Annotated in this window: 15 protein-coding genes; 4 read left to right on the top strand and 11 right to left on the bottom strand. The window is 54.3% G+C overall.

Going from position 1 to position 24859, the window contains the following annotated elements; genetic code table 11:
• Positions 1-150: 150 nt before the first annotated feature.
• Complete coding sequence (gene gntT, locus M4I31_RS01600; RefSeq protein ID WP_003023507.1) at positions 151-1467, top strand: gluconate transporter; 1317 nt, start codon at positions 151-153, stop codon at positions 1465-1467.
• Between the two features lie 96 nt (positions 1468-1563).
• Here the strand turns inward: gntT and malQ are convergent, their stop codons facing one another.
• Together malQ and malP are read right to left on the bottom strand one after the other, a co-directional pair.
• Positions 1564-3651, bottom strand: a complete 2088-nt coding sequence (malQ, locus tag M4I31_RS01595) for a 4-alpha-glucanotransferase (protein ID WP_085049014.1) — start codon at positions 3649-3651, stop codon at positions 1564-1566.
• A 9-nt stretch (positions 3652-3660) separates the two neighbouring features.
• Entirely contained in the window at positions 3661-6054 is a 2394-nt protein-coding gene (gene malP, locus M4I31_RS01590) for a maltodextrin phosphorylase (protein ID WP_085049015.1), read from the bottom strand.
• Positions 6055-6684: 630 nt separating this feature from the next.
• On the opposite strand from malP, the gene malT reads away from it, so the two are divergent.
• Positions 6685-9390, top strand: a complete 2706-nt coding sequence (gene malT / locus M4I31_RS01585) for an HTH-type transcriptional regulator MalT (RefSeq protein WP_085049016.1) — start codon at positions 6685-6687, stop codon at positions 9388-9390.
• A gap of 41 nt (positions 9391-9431) precedes the next feature.
• Here malT and M4I31_RS01580 read toward each other — a convergent pair whose 3' ends face one another.
• The 3 genes from M4I31_RS01580 to glpE form a co-directional block, all read right to left on the bottom strand.
• Positions 9432-10190, bottom strand: a complete 759-nt coding sequence (locus M4I31_RS01580; RefSeq protein WP_003023499.1) for a DeoR/GlpR family transcriptional regulator — start codon at positions 10188-10190, stop codon at positions 9432-9434.
• Positions 10191-10285: 95 nt separating this feature from the next.
• Positions 10286-11116 carry a rhomboid family intramembrane serine protease GlpG gene (gene glpG / locus M4I31_RS01575; protein ID WP_085049017.1) on the bottom strand — a complete coding sequence of 277 codons (831 nt, stop codon included), beginning with the start codon at positions 11114-11116 and terminating at the stop codon, positions 10286-10288.
• Positions 11117-11191: 75 nt separating this feature from the next.
• Entirely contained in the window at positions 11192-11518 is a 327-nt protein-coding gene (glpE, locus tag M4I31_RS01570) for a thiosulfate sulfurtransferase GlpE (protein WP_042311890.1), read from the bottom strand.
• Between the two features lie 202 nt (positions 11519-11720).
• Between glpE and glpD the strand changes: the two genes are divergently transcribed.
• Positions 11721-13229: a glycerol-3-phosphate dehydrogenase gene (gene glpD, locus M4I31_RS01565; protein ID WP_085049018.1), complete on the top strand. Its 1509-nt coding sequence runs from the start codon at positions 11721-11723 to the stop codon at positions 13227-13229.
• 91 nt (positions 13230-13320) lie between these two features.
• Here the strand turns inward: glpD and glgP are convergent, their stop codons facing one another.
• From glgP to asd, 6 genes are all read right to left on the bottom strand, one after another.
• Positions 13321-15768 carry a glycogen phosphorylase gene (glgP, locus tag M4I31_RS01560; protein WP_038634923.1) on the bottom strand — a complete coding sequence of 816 codons (2448 nt, stop codon included), beginning with the start codon at positions 15766-15768 and terminating at the stop codon, positions 13321-13323.
• Positions 15769-15787: 19 nt separating this feature from the next.
• Complete coding sequence (glgA, locus tag M4I31_RS01555) at positions 15788-17221, bottom strand: glycogen synthase GlgA (RefSeq protein WP_038634926.1); 1434 nt, start codon at positions 17219-17221, stop codon at positions 15788-15790.
• Positions 17221-18516 carry a glucose-1-phosphate adenylyltransferase gene (glgC, locus tag M4I31_RS01550; protein WP_006687433.1) on the bottom strand — a complete coding sequence of 432 codons (1296 nt, stop codon included), beginning with the start codon at positions 18514-18516 and terminating at the stop codon, positions 17221-17223. The genes glgA and glgC overlap by 1 nt, the downstream gene beginning before the upstream one ends.
• Positions 18517-18530: 14 nt before the next feature.
• Positions 18531-20507 (bottom strand): glycogen debranching protein GlgX, encoded by a 1977-nt coding sequence (glgX, locus tag M4I31_RS01545; RefSeq protein WP_085049019.1) that lies wholly within the window; start codon positions 20505-20507, stop codon positions 18531-18533.
• A complete protein-coding gene (glgB, locus tag M4I31_RS01540; RefSeq protein ID WP_085049020.1) occupies positions 20504-22690 on the bottom strand; it encodes a 1,4-alpha-glucan branching enzyme in 2187 nt (728 codons plus the stop codon). Before glgB ends, glgX begins: the two co-directional genes overlap by 4 nt.
• 273 nt (positions 22691-22963) lie before the next feature.
• On the bottom strand, positions 22964-24070 hold the full coding sequence (gene asd / locus M4I31_RS01535) for an aspartate-semialdehyde dehydrogenase (RefSeq protein ID WP_069323790.1): 1107 nt from the start codon (positions 24068-24070) through the stop codon (positions 22964-22966).
• Between the two features lie 191 nt (positions 24071-24261).
• Between asd and yhgN the strand changes: the two genes are divergently transcribed.
• Complete coding sequence (yhgN, locus tag M4I31_RS01530; protein WP_003023480.1) at positions 24262-24855, top strand: NAAT family transporter YhgN; 594 nt, start codon at positions 24262-24264, stop codon at positions 24853-24855.
• The last annotated feature ends 4 nt before the right edge of the window (positions 24856-24859 follow it).

The following is a 24859-nucleotide window of genomic DNA, read 5'->3' as shown; positions in this document are numbered from 1 at the left end:
ACCTAACACACCCATAACAGCCAGCTAAACTAATTAGTTTTGACGGTAATCAGCATTGGTGCTGTGAATACTCGGTTCCCGGTCGGGACAATCGGAATTTGTCATCTAAACACTGACGTTACCCATAACAAAGTAAAGGCCAGGTAAATCATGCCATTAGTCATCGTTGCTATCGGTGTAATCTTGTTACTTCTCCTGATGATCCGTTTCAAAATGAACGGCTTCATCGCTCTCGTCCTGGTGGCGCTTGCTGTCGGATTGATGCAAGGGATGCCGCTGGATAAAGTCATCGGTTCTATTAAAGCCGGCGTCGGCGGAACCCTTGGCAGCCTCGCCCTGATTATGGGTTTTGGCGCCATGTTGGGCAAAATGCTGGCGGACTGCGGCGGCGCACAGCGCATCGCCACCACGCTGATTGCTAAATTCGGCAAAAAACACATTCAGTGGGCGGTAGTATTAACCGGTTTCACCGTCGGTTTTGCCCTGTTCTACGAAGTCGGCTTCGTACTGATGCTGCCGCTGGTGTTCACGATTGCCGCGGCGGCAAACATCCCGCTGCTGTACGTTGGTGTCCCGATGGCTGCTGCGCTGTCCGTCACGCACGGTTTCCTGCCGCCTCACCCGGGTCCGACTGCTATCGCCACCATTTTCCACGCAGATATGGGTAAAACCCTGCTGTTTGGTACGATTCTGGCCATCCCGACCGTTATTCTCGCCGGTCCGGTGTACGCGCGCTTCCTGAAAGGCATCGATAAGCCAATCCCGGAAGGTTTGTACAGCGCAAAAACCTTCACCGAAGAAGAGATGCCAGGCTTTGGCGTCAGCGTCTGGACCTCTTTGGTTCCGGTTATCCTGATGGCGATGCGCGCCGTCGCGGAGATGATTCTGCCTAAAGGTCATGCTTTCCTGACAGTTGCAGAATTCCTTGGCGACCCGGTCATGGCTACGCTTATCGCGGTGCTGATTGCGATGTTCACGTTTGGTCTGAACCGTGGACGTTCGATGGATCAGATTAACGACACGCTGGTGTCCTCAATCAAAATCATCGCGATGATGCTGTTGATCATCGGTGGTGGCGGTGCCTTCAAACAGGTTCTGGTTGATAGCGGCGTGGACAAATACATCGCTTCAATGATGCACGGCTCGAACGTTTCTCCGCTGCTGATGGCATGGTCTATCGCTGCGGTCTTGCGTATCGCGCTGGGTTCCGCAACCGTTGCAGCTATCACCGCAGGTGGGATAGTGGCGCCGCTGATTGCGACGACCGGCGTAAGCCCTGAGCTGATGGTTATTGCAGTCGGTTCCGGCTCCGTCATTTTCTCCCACGTGAACGATCCAGGCTTCTGGCTGTTCAAGGAGTATTTCAACCTGACTATCGGTGAGACCATCAAGTCATGGTCAATGCTGGAGACCATTATCTCCGTCTGCGGTCTGGTGGGTTGTCTGCTGCTGGGCATGGTGGTCTGATAAAACGGTGCCGGGTGGCGCTTCGCTTACCCGGCCTACCGCAGTCATTGTAGGCCGGATAAGACGCATTCTGCGTCGCCATCCGGCCAACTAACACTATTTCTTCTTCGCAGCGGCTTTTCGGCGCTTATCCAAATCCTTAATCAGCTTGTTCACCCCGTCATCGGCGAACATCTGCTCCAACGTAGCGGTGAGCTTACGCCGCCAGTTTTTGTACTGTTCGCTGGTCCCCGGGATGTTGACCGGATCCGCCATTCCTAACCAGTCCTCCGGTTGCAGGCCCAGCAGCGCACTGTTGCTGTCAGCGATGTAGCGTTGCATGCCACGATTAAGCATCGGTGTCATCGACATCAGCGAGGCCTTGTGACCCGCGCGTTTTGGCAGACAGCCATATTTGTGCAGCGCGTCCAGCAGCCCTTGTTTCGCCAACTCCCGGTCCTGATATAACCCTCGTAGCACAACCTCATCCGGGTACAGACCCAGCGCTCTACCCAGCGTCAGATCGCCGCTATCCCAATAACCTTTAAGCGTAGGAAGGTCATGCGTCGCCGCGACTGCCATTGATTGTTCCGGGTACGCTTTCGGCGCACGGAAGTTTTTCTCATGGTCATTCTCAAAATAAAGCACTTTATAGGAGTACACACCGCTATCGCGCAGCTTGCTGACGATCTCCACCGGCACAGTACCCAGATCTTCACCAATCACCATGCAGTGATGACGTTTACTTTCCAGCGCCAGAATTGAAAGAAGATCGTCGACCGGATAATGCACATAGGCGCCGTGATCGGCCGTTTCACCGTAGGGGATCCACCACAGACGCAGCATCGACATAACATGATCGATACGCAATGCGCCGCAGTTCTGCATATTGGCGCGCAGCAGCTCGATAAACGGTTCGTAAGCGCGGGCTGTGATGATGTGCGGATCCATCGGCGGCAGCCCCCAGTTCTGACCCAGCGGACCGAGAATATCCGGCGGCGCGCCAACCGAGGCTTTCAGGCAGTACAGCTCACGGTCGCACCAGGTTTCCGCCCCCCCTTCTGCCACGCCGACCGCCAGATCGCGATACAGCCCGACAGGCATCGCAAAACCCTGACTCGTTTCCCAGCAGTCAGCGAACTGGGTATACGCCAGCCACTGAAGCCACAGGTAGAAGTCCACGTCATCACGATGCGCTTCGCAGAACTGTTTGACCTCTGGCGAGTCCACCGACTGGAAAGCCTCTGGCCACACCGGCCAGCCCCAGCGCAATGCGTCTTCTTTCACCTGATGCGCATGCAGGGCGTCAAAGGCTGCCTGCCAGTACAGGCTATCCCCTTCCTGAGCCACAAACTGGCGAAATGCCGCCATCTGCTCATCATCACGCGCAGAGAAGCTTTTCCACGCCATACGTAGAGCCGTCATCTTCAGTGCGGTAACGGTAGAGTAATCCACCCATACGGCATCTCGCGCCTTTTGCAGGGCTTGCTGAGTCGTGGGTTTCTGCCACCAGGCCTGTGCCTCTTTACTGTGGTGGAAATCGTCTACTGCGTTGACATCAATATAAATAATATTCAGCCAGCGACGTGACGACGGGCTGTATGGACTTGCACTTTCCGGGTTCGCCGGATACAGCGCATGAATAGGATTCAGGCCGATAAACGCGCCGCCGCGTTGTGCCACATCCACCAACATGGCGCGGAGATCGCCAAAGTCGCCAATCCCCCAGTTTTTTTCTGAACGTAGGGTGTAAAGCTGAACGCATGCCCCCCACAGCTTCTGCCCGGCCAACAACGCCTGCGGTTCGTAACAGCGCTTCGGCGCCACGATGATACGGCAATGTGTACGCAACTCCCCCTGAGTCAGGGTAAGCGTGTGATACCCCTCCGGCAGCTTCGCCGGAAGGTTGAAAGATTTACCGCCGACGGCATGCCCTTTGTGCTGCACACCCTCTTCGGTGGTTAGCAGCCAGGTAAACTCTCCACTTCCCTCAACCGCCAACGGCATTTTTTTGCCCGCGGTATAAACCATGACGTTCGGCACCGGGGTCACCGCCACCTTCGTGGCGGCGGTGGTGCGATGCATGGCGTCAAGCAAACGCCGCTTGGTTTCGGCGCCAATAGACTGCGGTTTACCGTGGGCATTAATGTAATGTGGGCTGATCCCCGCCGCCAGCGCGGCATTATCCAGACGTTTGCTTTCCATCGCGCTTCCTTAACGTTCCGCCTGCCAGATACGAGCCTGATAATCGCGAATAGAGCGATCTGAACTGAACATGCCGCAACGTGCGGTATTCAGAATTGCCGCCCGGGTCCAGGCGTCCTGGTCACGGTACAACACGTCAACCTGCTTCTGGGTTGCAACGTAGGCCGCGAAGTCCGCCATGACCAGATACGGATCACCGCCCTGCTTACCAATACTGTGCAGCATCTGGTCAAAGGCATGTTTATCGCCGTCGCTGAATTTTCCGCTTTCCAACTCCTTCAGAACAGCATCCAGCACCTTATCTTTCTTACGCCATTTCACCGGGTCATAGCCTTTCGCTTTCAGGGCTTTCACCTCTTCCACGGTATGACCAAAGATAAAGATATTTTCGTCGCCCACCTTCTCGGCAATTTCGACGTTGGCGCCATCCAGCGTACCGACGGTTAACGCGCCGTTCAGCGCCAGTTTCATGTTACCGGTGCCGGAAGCCTCTTTGCCCGCGGTTGAGATCTGCTCAGAGATATCCGCCGCCGGAATCAGCATTTCCGCTGCCGAGACACAATAATCCGGCAGGAAGACGACTTTCAGCTTGTCGCCGATTTTCGGGTCGTTATTGATGGTTTCCGCCACCTTGTTGATAGCGAAGATAATATTTTTCGCCAGGTAGTAACCCGGAGCGGCTTTCGCGCCAAACAGGAAGACGCGCGGCACGCGATCCGCCTGCGGGTTTTCACGAATTTCTTTGTACAGCGCCAGAATATGCAGCAAGTTCAGATGCTGACGCTTGTACTCATGCAGACGTTTGATCTGAATATCAAAGATTGCCTGCGGATTGATTTCAATACCTGTCCGTACTTTCACAAACTCTGCCAGGCGCTTTTTATTCGCCAGCTTAATGTCACGATAAGTCTGACGGAACTTCGCGTCGTCGGCGTATTTTTCCAGGTTAATCAACTGGTCGAGGTCGTTGGCCCACTCTTTTTTCAGCGATTTATCCAGCAGCGCGGCAAGCGCCGGATTGCACTGTTTGATCCAGCGACGCGGGGTAATCCCGTTGGTGACGTTATGGAATTTGTTAGGCCAGAGCTGGTGATATTCCGGGAACAGATCTTTCACCACCAGATCGGAGTGCAGCGCCGCCACGCCGTTAACTGCAAAACCGCTGACCACGCACATATTGGCCATACGTACCTGTTTATTATGCACCACCGCCAGTTTCGCCCACACTTCAGCATTACCCGGCCAGGTTTTATCGACCAGTTTCTTAAAGCGGTCGTTAATCTCTTTGATGATTTGCATATGGCGCGGCAGTAGCGCTTTCACCAACTTCTCATCCCAACACTCCAACGCCTCCGGCATCAGGGTATGGTTGGTGTACGCAAAGGTTTTGCTGGTAATGGCCCACGCATCGTCCCAGCTCATCTGATGCTCATCAATCAGCACACGCAGCAGCTCAGGGATCGCGATGGTCGGGTGAGTATCGTTCAGCTGAATCACTTCGAAATCGGCCAGCTCATGCAGTTTACGCCCTGCCAGATGATGGCGGCTCAGAATGTCGGCTACGGAGCAGGCGCACTGGAAGTACTGCTGCATCAGGCGCAGCTTTTTACCCGCGGTGTGGTTGTCGTTCGGGTACAGCACTTTGGTCAGTTTTTCGGCGTCGATGCCCTGCTGCTCTGCGCGCAGGAAATCACCGTCATTAAATTTAGTCAGGTTAAACGGATGCGCGTGGCTGGCCTGCCACAGACGCAGCGGTTGCGCCACGCCGTTACGGTAGCCGAGAACCGGCAGATCCCAGGCCTGACCGGTGATGATAAATCCCGGCTCCCAGTGTCCCTCTTTGGTGACTTTACCGCCAATGCCTACCTGCACATCTAACGCCTCGTTGTGACGGAACCACGGATAGCTACCGCGATGCCAGTCATCCGGGGCTTCCATCTGCTGACCGTCGGCAAAAGACTGGCGGAACAGGCCGTACTGGTAGTTGAGACCATAGCCCGTCGCCGACTGGCCGACCGTCGCCATCGAATCCAGGAAGCAGGCCGCCAGACGCCCCAATCCACCGTTACCTAACGCCGGATCGATCTCTTCTTCCAGCAGATCGGTCAGGTTGACGTCGTGCGCTTTCAGTTCATCGCTCACCGCCTGATACCAGCCCAGATTGAGTAAGTTGTTGCCGGTCAGACGACCAATCAAAAACTCCATCGAGATGTAGTTAACATGGCGCTGATTTTTTGCCGGTTTCACCGCTGGCTGGGCGCTGAGTAACTCAGCCAACGCCCCACTCACTGCCTGCCACCACTGGCGCGACGTCATTTCGTGAGCCGACAGTAAACCGAAACGCTGCCACTGACGCGTCAGGGCTGCCTGAAATTGATCTTTGTTGAAGGTTGGCTGTGACATAGGGATTCCAGGTCCTTAGGTAATAAAACAACGTTATCGCTAGTTTGCCAGGCTCGTTGTTGACCTTCCTCATCCTGGCACGGATTAGGGAGGGAGGAGGAGCGGGGATGAGCATAAAAGTGTGATCGCCGCCACTTAAAGCAGAGAGGCATTGCCGGTCAATACGTAGGTTTCCCCCGCATCCCCCTGAAATGCATCACGGTTTTCGCATTAACCTAAAGAGATTAGCCAGACAATATCAAACAGTAAGATGATATTTAGAAAAAATATGTAAACAGAGAAATAGTTTCTCACCTGAAATACGCATTCTGCTTGAGTTATTTCACATGAAAGTTTTAAGTCGAGCACAAAACTCATCGTCTTTTTATTAAACGTTACAGTAACAACATAAAAAAGTGGAATCTTTCCGCTGGGTGAAAGTCACGCTGGATCCAGTCGCCACGCCTGTTGCGACTCTTTAAAGAAATTATTGCAATAGATGTATAGATTTGTGACATAGTGCAAAATCAGACACACAAAAAGCCCGCTTAGCTTGCATAAAATACCAATCTGGCCGACCTTATATCTATTAATTACGAAGCGCAAAAAAAATCATTCTTCCCCATTTTCACACAGTGAAGTGACTAACTTATGTTGATTCCGTCTAAATTAAGTCGTCCGGTTCGTCTCGACCATACGGTGGTTCGTGAGCGCCTGTTGGCTAAACTTTCCGGCGCGAACAATTTCAGGCTCGCCCTGATCACAAGTCCTGCTGGTTATGGAAAAACAACGCTTGTTTCACAATGGGCGGCGGGGAAGACCGAGTTAGGTTGGTACTCTCTGGATGAAGGCGATAACCAGCAGGAGCGTTTTGCCAGCTATCTGATTGCCGCGATCCAGCAGGCGACCGGTGGTCATTGCACCACCAGCGAAGCGATGGTGCAAAAACGCCAGTATGCCAGCCTGACATCACTGTTTGCGCAGCTATTTATTGAACTGGCCGAGTGGCATCGTCCACTCTACCTGGTGGTGGATGATTATCACCTGATCTCCAATCCAGCCATTCACGAAGCAATGCGCTTTTTCCTGCGCCACCAGCCTGAAAATCTCACACTGGTCGTGCTGTCGCGTAATCTGCCGCAGTTGGGCATTGCCAACCTGCGGGTGCGCGATCAGTTGCTGGAAATCGGCAGCCAACAACTGGCCTTTAATCATCAGGAAGCGAAACAATTTTTCGATCGGCGTTTATCCTCCCCGATTGAAGCGGCTGAAAGCAGCCGGATGTGCGATGACGTTGCTGGCTGGGCCACAGCGTTACAACTGATTGCCCTTTCCGCCCGCCAGAACAATAACTCTGCGCACCAGTCTGCACGACGCCTCGCTGGGATCAACGCCAGCCATTTATCCGACTACCTGGTAGATGAAGTGCTGGATAGCGTTGACCTCGGCACCCGTCACTTTCTGCTAAAAAGCGCCATCCTGCGTTCGATGAACGATGCGCTGATCGTTCGGGTCACCGGCGAAGAAAACGGGCAAATGCGACTTGAGGAAATTGAGCGTCAGGGGTTATTTCTGCAGCGGATGGATGACGTCGGCGAGTGGTTCAGCTATCACCCGCTGTTTGGCAGCTTTTTACGCCAGCGTTGTCAGTGGGAACTGGCGAGCGAGCTGCCTGAAATACACCGCGCGGCCGCAGAAAGCTGGATGGCGCAGGGTTTCCCTAGCGAAGCTATCCACCACGCTCTGGCGGCAGGCGACGCCCATATGCTGCGCGATATCCTACTTAATCATGCGTGGGGCCTGTTTAACCACAGCGAACTGGCGCTATTGGAAGAGTCGCTGAAAGCCCTGCCGTGGGAAAGCCTACTGGAAAATCCGCGTCTGGTTCTGCTGCAAGCCTGGCTGATGCAAAGCCAGCACCGCTACAGCGAGGTTAATACCCTGCTGGCCCGTGCGGAACAAGAGATGAAAGGCGACATGGAGCCGACGCTGCACGCTGAATTTAACGCGCTGCGTGCGCAGGTAGCGATTAACGACGGTAACCCTGACGAAGCAGAACGTCTGGCAAAACTGGCGCTGGATGAATTACCCATCGCCTGGTTCTATAGCCGTATCGTTGCCACCTCGGTGCATGGTGAAGTCCTGCATTGTAAGGGTGATCTCACGCGTTCACTGGCGTTGATGCAGCAAACCGAGCAAATGGCGCGCCATCATGATGTCTGGCATTACGCGCTGTGGAGTCTGATCCAGCAAAGCGAAATTTTATTTGCCCAGGGCTTTTTGCAGGCCGCCTGGGAGACGCAGGAAAAAGCGTTCCAGCTGATCAAAGAGCAGCACCTGGAACAGCTGCCGATGCATGAGTTCCTGGTACGTATCCGCGCGCAGTTACTGTGGGCATGGGCACGTCTGGACGAAGCTGAAGCGTCTGCCCGCATGGGCATTGAGTTGCTTTCCACATTCCAGCCACAGCAACAGCTACAGTGCCTGGCGCTGCTAATTCAGTGTTCGCTGGCCCGGGGCGATTTAGACAACGCGCGTAGCCTGCTCAACCGTCTGGAAAACTTATTGGGCAACGGTCGCTATCACAGCGACTGGATCTCAAACGCCGATAAAGTCCGGGTGATTTACTGGCAAATGGTGGGTGACAAAAACTCGGCCGCCAACTGGCTACGCCACACGCCGAAGCCGGAGTTCGCTAATAACCACTTCCTGCAAAGTCAGTGGCGCAACATCGCCCGCGCGCAGATCCTGCTGGGTGAGTTTGAACCGGCGGAAATCGTACTGGAAGAGTTAAATGAAAATGCGCGTAACCTGCGCCTGATGAGCGATCTGAACCGTAACCTGTTGCTGCTTAATCAGTTGTACTGGCAGGCAGGACGCAAAAATGACGCGCAGCGCGTCTTACTCGAAGCGCTGCAACTGGCGAACCGTACCGGATTTATCAGCCACTTTGTTATCGAAGGTGAGGCGATGGCGCAGCAGTTGCGCCAACTGATTCAGCTCAATACGCTGCCAGAACTCGACCAGCACCGCGCCCAGCGCGTTTTGCGGGAGATTAACCAGCACCACCGCCACAAATTCGCCCACTTTGATGAAGGATTCGTTGAGCGACTGCTTACCCATCCGGAAGTGCCGGAGCTTATCCGCACCAGCCCGCTGACCCAGCGCGAATGGCAGGTTCTGGGACTGATTTATTCAGGTTACAGCAACGAGCAGATCGCCGGTGAGCTGGCCGTTGCAGCCACGACCATTAAGACGCACATCCGCAATTTGTACCAAAAGCTCGGCGTCGCCCACCGCCAGGATGCGGTGCAGCATGCGCAGAAACTGCTGAAGATGATGGGCTATGGGGTATAGTTAATGCCTGATGCGCTACGCTTATCAGGCCTGGAGTTAACTTAACACAGCTCTAACTGAATATGGTGGTCGGCAATAACCTGCATCACGCCAGCTGGCGGCAGCGTGTCGGTATAAACCGCATCCACCATGCTAATGCTGCCCATATTCACCATCGCGTTACGTCCGAACTTCGAGTGATCCACTACCAGCATGACGTGACGTGAATTCTCAATGATCGCGCGTTTGGTGCGCACTTCGTGATAATCAAACTCCAGCAGGGAGCCATCGCTGTCGATACCGCTGATCCCCAGGATGCCGAAGTCCAGACGGAACTGGGAAATAAAGTCGAGGGTCGCTTCGCCCATAATGCCGCCGTCACGGCTACGCAGTTCGCCCCCGGCCAGAATAATGCGGAAATCCTCTTTCGCCATCAGCGTGTTTGCCACATTGAGATTATTGGTCACAATGCGTAAGTTGCTGTGATTAAGCAGCGCATGCGCCACCGCTTCCGGTGTGGTGCCGATATCAATAAACAGCGTTGAACCGTTAGGGATCTGCGTGGCAACTTTGCGCGCAATGCGCTCTTTCTCCGCCGTCTGCGTCGCTTTACGGTCATGCCATGGGGTATTGACCGAGCTGGATGGCAACGCCGCGCCGCCGTGGTGACGCAAAATCATATTTTGATCGGCCAGGTCATTCAGATCCCGGCGAATCGTCTGCGGGCTGACGGAGAAATGCTCCACCAGCTCCTCGGTACTGACGTATCCCTGTTTTTTTACCAGCTCAATGATCGCGTCATGTCGTTGTGTTTGCTTCATTATTGTTCCCTGGAATTTTGCCGGATGCGCTGACGCTTACCCGGCCTACAAATTGGTCCAAACGCACACCGCCTTCCGGCACCACAAAACTTGAGTCAAGTTCGTTTTCGCACATGAATAGTATCGGCAAACGCCATTGCCAGACCCACGGCCAGCCCGGCGATATGTGCGCCGTTCGCCATCGACATGCCGAACAGATCAAACCAGCCGGCAACAATCCAGATCAAGGCAAAGATAATCAAACCACGCTGCAGGAAAATACCGCTTTGCGGATCGCGCTCACCGCGCAACCACACGTAGCCCATCAGCGCATATACCACGCCAGACAGCCCGCCAAACCACGGGCCGCTAAATTTCTGCTGAACATAACCGCTCAGCAAGGCGCTGATCACAGTAATGACAATCAGCTTTCCGCTGCCCAGGCGCTTTTCAACCGCGCCGCCGAGATACCACCACCACAGCAGGTTGAACAAAATGTGCATGAGCGAGAAATGCATAAACGCGTGGGTGAAATAACGCCAAAACTCAAATTTCAGCGAAGGATCGAACGGCCAGGCCAGCCAGAGCATTACCGCCTGGTCGCCCAGCACATTCATCGCGATAAACACCAACACACACGCCGCCATTACCGACCAGGTCACCGGGCCGGCACGTTCGCGCAATGTGGCCAGAAACGGATAACGTTGATAGCGCAGACCGCTGTCGGTATGACCTGACTGCCAACTGGCCGCGAGGTAACGCGGATCGCCCGGGTTATCGAGAAATCGCGCCAGTTCAGCACGCACGCGTTCAGCCTGGGACTCATCCGCCAGCCAGACATCCGTTTGCTGATGTTGTTGAATCGTCAGGATAACGCCCTGCGTCGCCATATAATCAACAAATGCCTGCGCCACGCGGGGGTTAGCAAAAGAGGTAATCATCAACATTATTGCTGTCGCTTATTCCACACAAAAGAGGACAGTATATATATCCTGTCCGTTTCAGGCTGCATCTTTGTTAGCTTACGAACCGTATGTCACTTCTGCAGGAAAATGTCGATGCCAGGCATCGAAGCCGCCATCAACGCTGTAAACCGCATCATAGCCCTGCTGAAGAAGATACTGCGCCGCGCCTTTACTGCTGTTGCCGTGGTAACACATCACCATCACGGCAGTATCAAAATCATGGTCACGCATAAACGTCCCCAACGTGTCGTTCGTCAGATGAAAGGCCTGCGGCGCGTGGCCCATCGCATAGCTTTGCGGATCGCGGATGTCCACCAGCACCGCCATTCCGTGCAGGAGTTTCTGATGGGCTTCTTCGACATTAATACACTCAAACTGATCCATGGCGTTCTCTTGTTAAGTTCTACTTATATTCTGGCAGGTAACCAATATTACCCTCCAGTGTACGTTGCCTGCGCAGGTAAACGCCATAATGTTATATGTATCACTGTAAATTGTTTATCCAATGTTACCAATGGCGCAATTCTTTGCTATTATGCTCGATAACGAACATTAATGAGCTATAACGAAAGTGCGAGAGGCCAGCATGGAAACCAAAGATCTGATTGTGATAGGTGGAGGCATCAACGGTGCCGGTATCGCGGCAGATGCCGCTGGACGCGGTTTATCCGTGCTGATGCTGGAGGCACAGGATTTAGCCTGCGCCACCTCCTCCGCCAGCTCCAAACTCATCCACGGTGGCCTGCGCTACCTGGAACACTACGAATTCCGCCTGGTGAGCGAGGCGCTGGCAGAACGTGAAGTGCTGTTGAAAATGGCACCGCATATCGCCTTCCCGATGCGCTTTCGTCTGCCCCATCGCCCGCACCTGCGTCCGGCATGGATGATCCGTATTGGTTTGTTTATGTACGATCATCTGGGCAAACGCACCAGTTTGCCGGGTTCTACTGGTTTGCGTTTTGGCGCGGATTCCGTAATGAAACCTGAGATTGTGCGCGGTTTCGAATATTCTGACTGCTGGGTAGACGATGCGCGTCTGGTTTTGGCAAACGCCCAAATGGTCGTGCGCAAAGGCGGTGAAGTATTAACCCGCACCCGTGCCACCTCCGCTCGCCGTGAAAACGGCCTGTGGATCGTTGAAGCCGAAGATATCGATACCGGTAAAAAACACACCTGGCAGGCGCGCGGTCTGGTCAATGCCACCGGTCCGTGGGTGAAAGAGTTCTTTGATGACGGCATGCATCTGCCTTCGCCGTACGGTATTCGTCTGATTAAAGGTAGCCACATCGTGGTGCCGCGCGTACATACCCAGAAGCAAGCGTATATTCTGCAAAATGAAGATAAACGTATTGTGTTTGTTATCCCATGGATGGACGAATTCTCGATCATCGGGACGACTGACGTCGAATACAAAGGCGACCCGAAAGCAGTGAAAATTGATGAAAGCGAAATCAATTACCTGCTGAAGGTCTACAACGCGCACTTTAAGAAACAGCTTGGCCGTGACGATATCGTCTGGACTTACTCGGGCGTGCGTCCACTATGTGATGACGAGTCCGACTCGCCGCAGGCTATTACCCGTGATTACACGCTGGATATCCACGACGAAAACGGCAAAGCGCCGCTGCTGTCGGTCTTTGGCGGTAAGCTGACAACCTACCGTAAGCTGGCCGAGCACGCGATGGAAAAACTGTCGTCGTACTATCAGGGCATTGGCCCGGCATGGACCAAAGAGTGCATCCTGCCTGGCGGTGATATTGGCGGCGATCGCGAAGATTACGCGGCAAAACTGCGCCGTCGCTATCCGTTCCTGACCGAATCGCTGGCACGCCACTATTCGCGTACCTATGGCAGCAATACTGAATGGATTATCGGCGACGCCACGTCAATCGCCGAGTTAGGCGAAGACTTCGGCCATGAGTTCTATGAGGCCGAGCTGAAGTATCTGGTTGAGCATGAGTGGGTGCGTCGCGCAGAAGATGCGCTGTGGCGTCGTACGAAAGAAGGCATGTGGCTGAATGCCGAACAGCAGTCCCGCATGACCCAATGGCTGGCGGAGTATGTCGAGAAGCACCAGCTGTCGCTGGCCTCCTGATAAAAATGCCGGATGGCGGCTAACGCCTTATCCGGCCTACAAGAGTGCATAAACATAGGCCGGGCAAGCGAAACGCCCCCGGCCTCGGATGTTACAACCGCACCGAATCAATATGCCAGATGTTCTCGGCATACTCTTTGATCGTCCTGTCCGAAGAGAAGTACCCCATATTGGCGATGTTTATCATCGACTTCGTGGTCCACTCTTCCGGATGGCGATACAGCTCATCAACCTTATCCTGGCAATCGACATAGCTGCGATAATCCGCCAGCACCTGATAGTGGTCGCCAAAGTTAATCAGCGAATCGACCAGATCACGATAACGTCCAGGCTCCTCAGGGCTGAACACGCCGCTGCCAATCTGCGTCAGCACCTGATGCAACTCTTCATCTTTCTCGTAATACTCACGCGGCTTGTAGCCCTGAATGCGTAAAGCCTCAACCTCTTCCGCCGTATTACCAAAGATAAAGATATTCTCCGCACCCACATGTTCCAGCATCTCAACGTTGGCGCCATCCAGCGTCCCGATGGTCAGCGCGCCGTTGAGCGCAAATTTCATATTACTGGTTCCGGAGGCTTCGGTCCCGGCCAGAGAAATCTGCTCAGATAAGTCGGCAGCAGGAATAATCACCTGCGCCAGACTGACGCTGTAGTTGGGGATAAACACGACCTTCAATTTATCGCCAATCTGCGGATCGTTGTTGATCACCTTCGCGACATCGTTGATCAAATGAATGATGTGCTTCGCCATGTAATAGGCTGAAGCCGCTTTACCCGCGAAGATATTCACGCGCGGCACCCACTCGGCGTCTGGATCGGCCTTGATACGGTTGTAGCGGGTGATCACATGCAGCACATTCATTAGCTGACGTTTGTACTCGTGAATACGCTTGATCTGCACATCAAACAGCGATTTCGGGTTCACTACCACGTTCAGCTGCTGGGCGATGAGCGTTGCCAGTCGCTTTTTGTTCTCCAGCTTCGCACGACGCACAGCCTGATTCACTAACGGGAAATCACAGTGCTGCTCAAGCTCGCTGAGCTGGCTGAGATCGGTACGCCAGGTGCGGCCAATGTTCTCATCCAGTACGTCAGAAAGCGATGGGTTCGCCAGCGCCAGCCAGCGACGCGGCGTCACACCGTTGGTCACGTTGCAGAAGCGGGTCGGGAAAATCTTCGCAAAGTCAGCAAACAGCGACTGCACCATCAGGTTGGAGTGCAGTTCAGACACACCGTTAACCTTGTGGCTCACCACCACCGCCAGCCATGCCATACGCACACGACGACCGTTAGATTCATCGATAATCGACGTCCGTCCCAGCAGAGCGGTATCGTTCGGATACTGCTCCTGCAGCGTCTTCAGGAAGTAGTCGTTAATCTCAAAAATGATTTGCAAATGGCGCGGCAGGATTTTGCCCAGCATATCCACCGGCCAGGTTTCCAGCGCTTCACTCATCAAGGTGTGGTTGGTATACGAGAAAACCTGACAGCACACCTCAAACGCGTCGTCCCAACTGAACTTGTGTTCATCGATCAGCAGGCGCATCAGCTCAGGGATCGACAGCACCGGGTGGGTGTCGTTAAGGTGAATGGCGATTTTATCGGCCAGGTTGTCGTAGGTTTTATGCAGTTGATAATGGCGGTTCAGGATGTCCTGCACCGTTGAGGAGACGAGGAAATACTCCTGGCGCAACCGCAGCTCGCGTCCCGAATAGGTAGAGTCATCCGGATACAGTACGCGGGAGACGTTCTCGGAGTGGTTTTTATCTTCCACCGCCGCAAAGTAGTCGCCCTGGTTAAATTTACCGAGGTTGATTTCGCTACTGGCCTGGGCATTCCACAGGCGCAGCGTGTTGGTGGCGTCAGTGTCATAACCGGGGATAATCTGGTCGTAGGCCACTGCGAGGATCTCTTCGGTCTCAATCCAACGCGTTTTCTTGCCTTCCATCTGCACGCGGCCGCCAAAGCGCACTTTGTAGCGCGTGTTGTGGCGTTTGAATTCCCACGGGTTACCGTATTCCAGCCAATAGTCCGGGGACTCTTTTTGTCGACCATCGACAATGTTCTGTTTAAACATGCCATAGTCATAACGGATACCGTAGCCACGTCCGGGCAGACCCAGCGTTGCCAGTGAGTCGAGGAAGCAGGCTGCCAGGCGTCCGAGGCCACCGTTACCGAGACCGGGATCATTCTCTTCGTCGATCAGATCTTCCAGATCTAATCCCATACCTTCCAGCGCACTTTTAACATCGTCGTAAATCCCCAACGATAACAGCGCATTGGAAAGCGTGCGCCCAATCAGAAACTCCATTGACAGATAATAAACCTGACGGGTTTCCTGGGATAATTGCGCACGGTTAGAACGCAGCCAGCGCTCCACGAGACGATCGCGCACCGCAAATAACGTGGCGTTCAGCCACTCATGTTTGTTGGCAATGACCGGGTCCTTACCAATCGTGAACATCAGTTTGTAGGCAATAGAATGCTTAAGTGCCTCGACGCTGAGTGTGGGCGATGCATAAGTAAATGGAGCGTTCATATAGGTGATTCCTGGATATCTATTTCAAGCGGTAGTAAAGCTCGCGGTAAGACTTCGCCGCGACTTGCCAGCTAAAATCCATGGTCATGGCCTGGCGTTGTACAAACCGCCAAAGCGAAGGCCGGGACCACAATACGAAAGCACGCCGGATCGCGCGTAGCAGCGACCAGGCATTACTGTCTTCAAAGACAAACCCACTGGCGATACCATCCGCCAGGTTTTCCAGCGAACTGTCAGAGACTGTATCCGCCAGCCCACCGGTACGCCGCACCAGCGGCAGCGTGCCATACTTCAGCCCATACAACTGCGTTAAGCCGCACGGTTCAAAACGGCTGGGTACCAGAATGACGTCGGCCCCACCCATGATGCGGTGCGAGAAGGCTTCGTGATAACCAATTTGCACCCCTACCTGTCCGGGATGTTCCGCCGCAGCGGCCAGGAAGCCTTCCTGTAATACTGGATCGCCCGCGCCAAGCAGCGCCAGTTGCCCCCCCTGCTCTAACAGACCCGGCAGAGCCTCCAACACCAGATCCAGCCCTTTCTGACTGGTCAGACGGCTCACGACAGCAAACAGCGGCACTTTATCGTTAACCTTAAGTCCCATCGCAATTTGTAGCTGACGTTTGTTCTCCGCCTTCTCATCCAGCGTGTCGCGCGTATAGCGCGAGGCCAGTAGCAGATCGGTTTCCGGGCTCCATATTTTTTCATCAACGCCGTTCAGCACGCCGGAAAGTCGCCCTTCCCGATGACGCTGTTGCAACAGACCTTCCATGCCGTAGGCAAACTGCGGCTCGGTAATCTCCCGCGCGTAGGTCGGACTCACCGCCGTGATGTGGTCGGCGTAGTACAACCCGGCCTTCAGGAACGAAATCTGCCCGTTAAACTCCAGCCCGTGCACATTAAAGAACGACCATGGCAATTGGATGTCATCCATATGCTTTGCATAAAACATGCCTTGATACGCCAGGTTGTGTACGGTGAACACCGATTTCGCCGGATGGCCGCGGGCCGCCAGATACGCCGGGGCCAGACCGGCATGCCAGTCGTGCGCATGCACCACATCCGGGCGCCAGAATGGGTCAAGGCCGCAGGCCATTTCACATCCGGCCCAGCCGAGCAACGCAAAACGCAGGACGTTATCGGTATAAGCGAACAGGTTGGTGTCATGATACGGACTACCCGGACGGTCATAGAGATGCGGCGCGTCCACGAGGTAAATGCCGACGCCGTTGTAATGTCCGAACAGCAGCGTAATTCTGCCTGCAAAGGTATCGCGACGCGTCACCACCTGAGCATCAGGAATGCCGCGACGGATATCCGGAAACGCCGGGAGCAGCACGCGGGCATCTACACCGTCCGCAATTTGCGCGGCCGGTAACGCCCCAAGAACATCCGCCAGTCCCCCGGTTTTTAGCAGGGGGAACATCTCTGAACATACGTGTAAAACCTGCATTATCGCTCCTGTTTGATTTGCAGTTTGCGCAGCATTTCACGCGTGACCAGCACAATGCCTTCTTCTGAGCGGTAGAAGCGACGAGCATCCTCTTCCGCATTTTCACCAATCACCATGCCTTCAGGGATAACGCAGGCGCGGTCAATGATACAACGACGTAACCGGCATGAACGTCCTACCCATACTTCAGGCAACAACACTGCCGAATCAATGTTACAGAATGAATTCACCCGCACTCGCGGGAACAGAACGGACTGCACCACCACCGAACCAGAAATAATACAGCCGCCGGAGACCAGCGAGTTCAGCGTCATTCCGTGGCTACCGGAACGGTCCTGCACAAATTTCGCCGGCGGCAGAGATTCCATATGCGTACGGATTGGCCAGTCCTGGTCGTACATATCCAGTTCAGGCGTTACCGAGGCCAGATCGAGGTTGGCCTTCCAGTAAGCTTCCAGCGTTCCCACATCGCGCCAGTACGGCTCGGATTCCGGGTCAGACTGTACGCAGGACAACGGGAAGGGATGTGCATACGCCATGCCAGCTTCGGTGATTTTTGGGATGATGTCTTTACCGAAATCGTGACTGGAGTTTTCATCGAGGTCATCTTCCGCCAGTAATTCATACAGGTAATCGGCGTTAAAAACGTAGATCCCCATGCTGGCAAGAGATTTGGTCGGGTCGCCCGGCATGGCTGGCGGGTTAGCAGGTTTTTCAACGAACTCGATAATTTTGTCGCTGTCGTCCACGTCCATCACACCAAACGCGCTGGCCTCTTCGATAGGCACCGGCATACAGGCCACGGTGCAACGTGCGCCTTTCTCGACGTGGTCGATCAGCATACGCGAGTAGTCCTGCTTATAAATATGATCGCCTGCGAGGATCACTACATATTCCGCTTTGTAGCGGCGAATGATGTCCAGGTTTTGGGTTACCGCATCCGCCGTGCCGCGATACCAGTTTTCACCCTGCATTCTCTGCTGCGCAGGCAGCAGATCGACAAACTCGTTCATCTCTTCGCTAAAGAACGACCAGCCGCGCTGAATATGCTGTACCAGCGTGTGCGACTGGTATTGCGTGATCACGCCGATACGGCGGATGCCGGAGTTAATACAGTTGGATAAAGCAAAATCGATAATGCGGAATTTACCGCCAAAGTGCACGGCCGGCTTGGCACGTTTATTGGTCAAATCTTTCAGGCGGGTACCGCGGCCACCGGCCAGGATCAGGGCAACAGATTTTAATGGCAGCTGGCGCGCCAACATAACACGATCGTTCTTCTCTAAACTCACCATGACTAACTCCTTTTTTATCCTCTATGGAACACACACAGTCCGTGCGCAGGTCCCTGCCAGACAGCCGTAAGCACCGGATTGTCCTCTCCGGCAAATGGGGGAATAGCTCGCCATTCCCCTTCAGGTAAAACGATATCTGTCACCTCAAGCGTGGCGTTTATTGCAATCAGGAAACGGTCGGAAAGCAGGATTTGCATCTGCCTCGGGCCGTTTTGCCACTCATCCGCACTTAAGGGTTGTGCGTACTTATTCAGCCAATGAACATTGCCATCGCCCTCTTCCCACCAGCAATCGCCCGTTAATGCGGGAATTTGCTGGCGAAGATGAATCAACGCGGCGGTAAAGGTGGTTAGCCCACCGTTTGCCTGCTGCCAGTCCAGCCAGGTTAAGGCGTTATCCTGACAGTAAGCGTTATTGTTGCCGTGCTGGCTATGGCCATGCTCGTCACCGGCCAGCAGCATCGGCGTCCCTTGAGAGAGCAACAGCGTACTCAACAGCGCATGAATGCTGTCGCGCCGCCGTTCAATCAGGTCCAGCGAGCCGCCTAACCCTTCTTTACCATGATTATCACTGTAGTTATTGCTAGTGCCGTCGCGATTTTCCTCACCATTCGCTTCATTGTGCTTATTTGTGAAGCACACACAGTCACGTAGGGTAAAACCGTCGTGCGCGGTCACCAGATTGACCGTGGCGCTGGGTTTGCGGCCATTGCGTTTAAACACGTCGCTGGATGCGGCAAAACGCCCGGCGAATTCTCCTAAAGAGAGATTACGCTGGAGCCAGAAACGTCGCGTCGCATCGCGAAAATGGTCATTCCACTCGGCAAACAGCGGTGGAAAGTTCCCCACCTGATACCCGCCTTCACCGATATCCCACGGTTCCGCAATCAGTTTGATGCGTGAGAGCAGCGGACAGTTTTGGATTGCAGTGAACAACGGCGCATCCTGACGAAACGTAGGCGTACGTCCCATAACCGACGCTAAATCAAAACGAAAACCATCCACGTGGCAAGTTTCAACCCAGTAACGCAGGCATTCACACGCATACTCGACAACGCCGGGATGGCTCAGATTGAGGGTGTTCCCACAACCGGTCCAGTTGTAGTAATCGCCATCATCCCTGATCCAATAATAGCTACGGTTATCAATTCCGCGCAGCGAGAAGACGGGGCCTTCAAGATCCAGCTCGGCGCTGTGGTTCAAAACGATGTCGAGAATGACCTCAATCCCCGCTTTGTGCAGCGCTTTCACCGCATCACGGAACTCATCCAACGCGCTCTCCGGCGAGCAGGCGTAAGCCGGATGCAACGCGAACATAGCGACCGGGTTGTAGCCCCAGTAGTTCGACAAGCCCAGCCGCTGCAGACGCGGTTCGCTGGCGAAATGCGCCACCGGTAGCAGCTCAAGCGCAGTAATGCCCAGGCGTTTGAAATAGTCGATCATCACCGGATGACCCAGCGCTTTATAGGTTCCGCGAAGCTCTTCCGGCAGCTCAGGGTGCAGATACGTCAGTCCTTTGACATGCGCTTCGTAAATCACGGTATTGCCCCACGGCGTGCGCGGCGGGGCATCGTCTTCCCAGTCATAATGGTCGGACACCACCACGCCCTTCAGCGCGATGGCGGCATTATCATGATGATCAGGTTCATTTAGCCCGCCGTGCAGCAGCGGGTTATCTTTTAACTCGCCATCCACCCGGCGCGCATAAGGATCGAGCAACAGTTTCGCCGGGTTAAACCGGTGGCCTTGCTCTGGTTGCCACGGACCATGTACGCGATAGCCATAGCGCAGGCCCGGACGGGCGTTGGCCAGATAACCGTGCCAAATATCGCCGCTACGCCCCGGCAGGTCATAGCGGAGTTCACAGCCTTGCTCATCGAAAACGCATAATTCAACGCGTTCGGCGTGGGCCGAGAAAAGCGTGAAATTGACGCCATGGCCGTCATACGTTGCACCATGGGGGGTGGCGTTGCCGGTTGCCAGATGCGTCATTCCCCCTCCCGAACCAGCCAGATCGTCGCCAACGGCGGCAACGTCAGGCTCAGTGAGTGCTGGCGGCCATGACTGGCGATTTCATCGCTATGCACCGCGCCGCCGTTACCGGTATTGCTACCGTGGTAATGCATCGAATCGGTATTGAGGATTTCACGCCATTTGCCCGGCTGATTGATACCGAAGCGATAGCCGTGGCGAGGTACTGGCGTAAAATTGCTGATAACGATAATTTCGTTGCCGGCCTTGTCACGACGAACAAAAATCAGCACCGAACGTTCTTTATCGTCAACCACCAGCCATTCAAAACCATAGCTGTCAAAGTCGAGCTCATGCAGCGCCTTGTGATGGCGATAAGTATGGTTCAGGTCACGCACCAGACGTTGCACCCCGTGGTGCCAGTTATCGCCGCCTTCCAGTAAGTGCCAGTCCAGACTGACGTCGTGATTCCATTCACGTCCCTGAGCAAACTCGTTGCCCATAAACAGCAGTTTCTTACCCGGGAAGGCCCACATCCAGCCGTAGTAAGCGCGCAGGTTGGCAAACTTCTGCCATGCGTCTCCCGGCATGCGGTCGAGAATGGATTTTTTACCGTGCACCACTTCATCGTGCGACAGCGGCAGAACAAAGTTTTCGGTGTAGTTGTACAGCATGCCGAAGGTCAGCTTGTCGTGATGATACTGACGATAAACCGGATCCAGTTTCATGTAGTCCAGCGTGTCGTGCATCCAGCCGAGGTTCCACTTATACCAGAACCCTAAACCGCCCATGTCCTGCGGTCTTGATACGCCGGCAAAGTCGGTTGACTCTTCCGCCATGCTGACGGCGCCGGGCACCTGCTCGCCAAGAATAAGATTGGTATTGCGTAAAAATTCAATCGCTTCGAGGTTCTCACGACCACCAAATTCATTCGGGACCCATTCCCCTTCTTTCCGACTGTAGTCGCGATAAATCATCGATGCCACGGCATCCACGCGCAGCGCGTCAATCCCAAAACGTTCAATCCAGTACAGGGCGTTACCCACCAGATAGTTGCTGACCTCACGGCGGCCGTAGTTGTAGATCAGCGTATTCCAGTCCTGGTGATACCCTTCACGCGGGTCACTGTGCTCATACAACCTGGTGCCATCAAACTCTGCCAGACCAAAATCATCTGACGGGAAATGGCCCGGCACCCAGTCCAGAATGACGTTCAGCCCCGCCTGATGCGCGGCATTCACAAAATAGCGGAAATCATCACGCGTCCCGAAACGACGGGTCGGCGCATACATGCCGGTTGGCTGGTAGCCCCAACTGCCGTCGAACGGATGCTCGTTAATCGGCAACAGCTCGAGATGAGTAAAGCCCATCCACTTGGCGTAAGGAATCAGTTGATCCGCCAGTTCGCGGTAGCTCAGCCAGAAGTTGTTATCAGTATGACGACGCCATGAACCCAGGTGCACCTCGTAGATAGAGATCGGCGCATCAAACTGGTTGGCTTTTTTGCGCTCCTCGCTTTGCACCACTTTTTCGGGCAGGCCGCAGATAAGCGACGCGGTTTCCGGGCGCATCTGCGCTTCGAAGGCGTAAGGGTCAGCTTTAATGCGCAGCTTACCGTTAGCATCGATCATCTCGTACTTATACAGCTGACCATGCTGTGCGCCGGGGATAAACAGCTCCCAGATACCGCTCTCTTTACGCAGACGCATCGGGTGGCGACGGCCATCCCAGTAGTTGAACTGCCCGACCACCGAAACACGTTGGGCGTTGGGCGCCCAGACTGAGAAACGCGTACCGGTTACGCCATCCATGGTATCCGCATGCGCGCCCAGCGTTTCGTAAGGACGCAGGTGCGTACCTTCAGATAACAGCCAGGCATCCATATCCTGGATTAGCGGACCAAAACGATAAGGGTCATCAATAAGATTCTGCTGGCCATGCCAGACAACGGCTAACTGATAACGAAAGAAATTTTTACGGCGGGGAAGTACAGCACAGAAAAAACCGCGAGAGTCGAGGCAGTCCAGCTTGCCGACTTTACGTCCGGTTTTGGGTTCGATCACCCACACTTCTGTGGCGTCTGGAAGTAAGGCGCGGACTTCAAGTCCCGCGTCAGTTTGATGCATACCGAGTACGGAAAAAGGATCCGCAAAATGGCCTGCAATTAGCGCATTAATCACGTCTCTATCGATACGAACGGACATGGTTGTCATCCTGTTTTATGGTGTCACGCCTTCCAACTGATTTTCGACATCAGGTAGTGACACTTTTTTTGACCTGAACGGCGCAGCACAATTGTGCATCCTCTCTGCGTCGTCCCACCTTCAGGCAACAACTTAATACCTCCGGTACTAAGTCACCCTTAAAGAATAGCCAATGCTTTATCTTACTCCTGGTAAAAAATGAAACATCTGCGCTTACTCCTGTATTACGCAAAAAAAGGGGTGATTCCTCACCCCTTGATCGTTAACAAATTATTACGCCAACTGGCGCAGCATACGGCGCAATGGCTCCGCAGCACCCCACAGCAACTGATCGCCCACGGTAAAGGCTGACAGGAACTCCGGTCCCATATTCAGCTTACGCAGACGGCCTACTGGCGTGGTCAGCGTACCGGTAACGGCCGCCGGGGTTAACTCACGCATGGTGATCTCCCGATCGTTTGGCACCACTTTGGCCCACGGATTGTGCGCCGCCAGCAGCTCTTCCACGGTCGGAATAGACACATCTTTTTTCAGTTTAATGGTGAACGCCTGGCTGTGGCAGCGCAGCGCGCCGACGCGCACACACAGACCATCTACCGGGATCACAGCAGACGTGTTGAGAATTTTGTTGGTTTCCGCCTGTCCCTTCCACTCTTCACGGCTCTGGCCGTTATCGAGCTGTTTGTCGATCCACGGAATCAGGCTCCCGGCCAGCGGTACGCCAAAGTTATCAACCGGCAGTTCGCCGCTGCGGGACAGGGTCGTCACTTTACGTTCGATATCGAGAATAGCAGAAGAAGGGGTCGCCAGTTCATCGGCCACATGGCCATACAGATGGCCCATCTGGGACAGCAGTTCACGCATGTGGCGCGCGCCGCCGCCGGAAGCCGCCTGATAGGTCGCCACGGAAACCCAGTCGACCAGGTCATTGGCAAACAGGCCGCCGAGGGACATCAGCATCAGGCTAACGGTACAGTTACCGCCGACAAAAGTCTTAATACCTTTGTTCAGACCGTCGGTAATCACATCCTGGTTAACCGGATCGAGAATGATGATGGCATCGTCTTTCATGCGCAGCGAGGAGGCCGCGTCAATCCAGTAACCCTGCCAGCCGCTTTCACGAAGCTTTGGATAGATTTCGTTGGTATAATCGCCGCCCTGACAGGTCACGATGATATCGAGCGCCTTCAGCGCGTCCAGATCAAAAGCGTCCTGAAGCGTGCCAGTCGCGGTTCCACCGAACGTCGGTGCCGCCTGCCCGAGCTGGGAAGTAGAAAAGAAAACAGGGCGAATGGCGTCGAAGTCACGCTCCTCAACCATGCGTTGCATGAGAACAGAGCCGACCATACCGCGCCAGCCGATAAAACCAACATTTTTCATAGCGTTTTTTTCCTGCGAAGATGTGTGCTGTGTATGTATGCCAGTGTCCTGGTGGCATATCCTTCACCATACAAAATGCAGCCAAAGTCGCAAGTGAAATTAATCAATGATAGCGAAGCCATCAGTAATGCGACTTATCCCGCTGCGCAAGCAAGCAGAAAGTCCGCGGTAATTATCAGGGAATTTGAGTTATGAATGAAATCATTTCAGCGGCAGTTTTATTGATCCTGATTATGGATCCGCTCGGAAATCTGCCCATTTTCATGTCCGTATTGAAACATACCGAACCAAAACGCCGCCGCGCGATTATGATTCGCGAGCTGTTCATTGCGCTGTTGGTGATGCTGATATTCCTGTTTGCGGGCGAGAAAATTCTGGCATTTCTTAACCTGCGTGCAGAAACCGTCTCGATCTCCGGGGGCATCATTTTGTTCCTGATCGCCATTAAGATGATTTTCCCCAGCGCCACCGGGAACAGCACCGGCCTTCCGGCAGGCGAAGAGCCATTTATCGTACCGTTGGCAATCCCGCTGGTAGCCGGGCCGACAATCCTGGCCTCGTTGATGCTGTTATCACATCAGTACCCAAATCAGATGGGGCATCTGGTGATTGCGCTGCTGATCGCCTGGGGCGGGACATTTGTGATTCTGCTGCAGTCGTCGCTGTTTTTACGCCTGCTGGGCGAGAAAGGGGTGAACGCGCTGGAGCGTCTGATGGGATTGATTCTGGTGATGATGGCAACCCAGATGTTCCTCGATGGCGTACGGATGTGGATGAAGGGGTAATTTT

Origin of the sequence: Citrobacter sp. XT1-2-2, assembly GCF_023516235.1 — a bacterium.
Taxonomy (GTDB): domain Bacteria; phylum Pseudomonadota; class Gammaproteobacteria; order Enterobacterales; family Enterobacteriaceae; genus Citrobacter; species Citrobacter werkmanii.
Note: the sequence above shows the minus strand (reverse complement) of the source record. Positions and strands in the feature narration are given on the sequence as shown.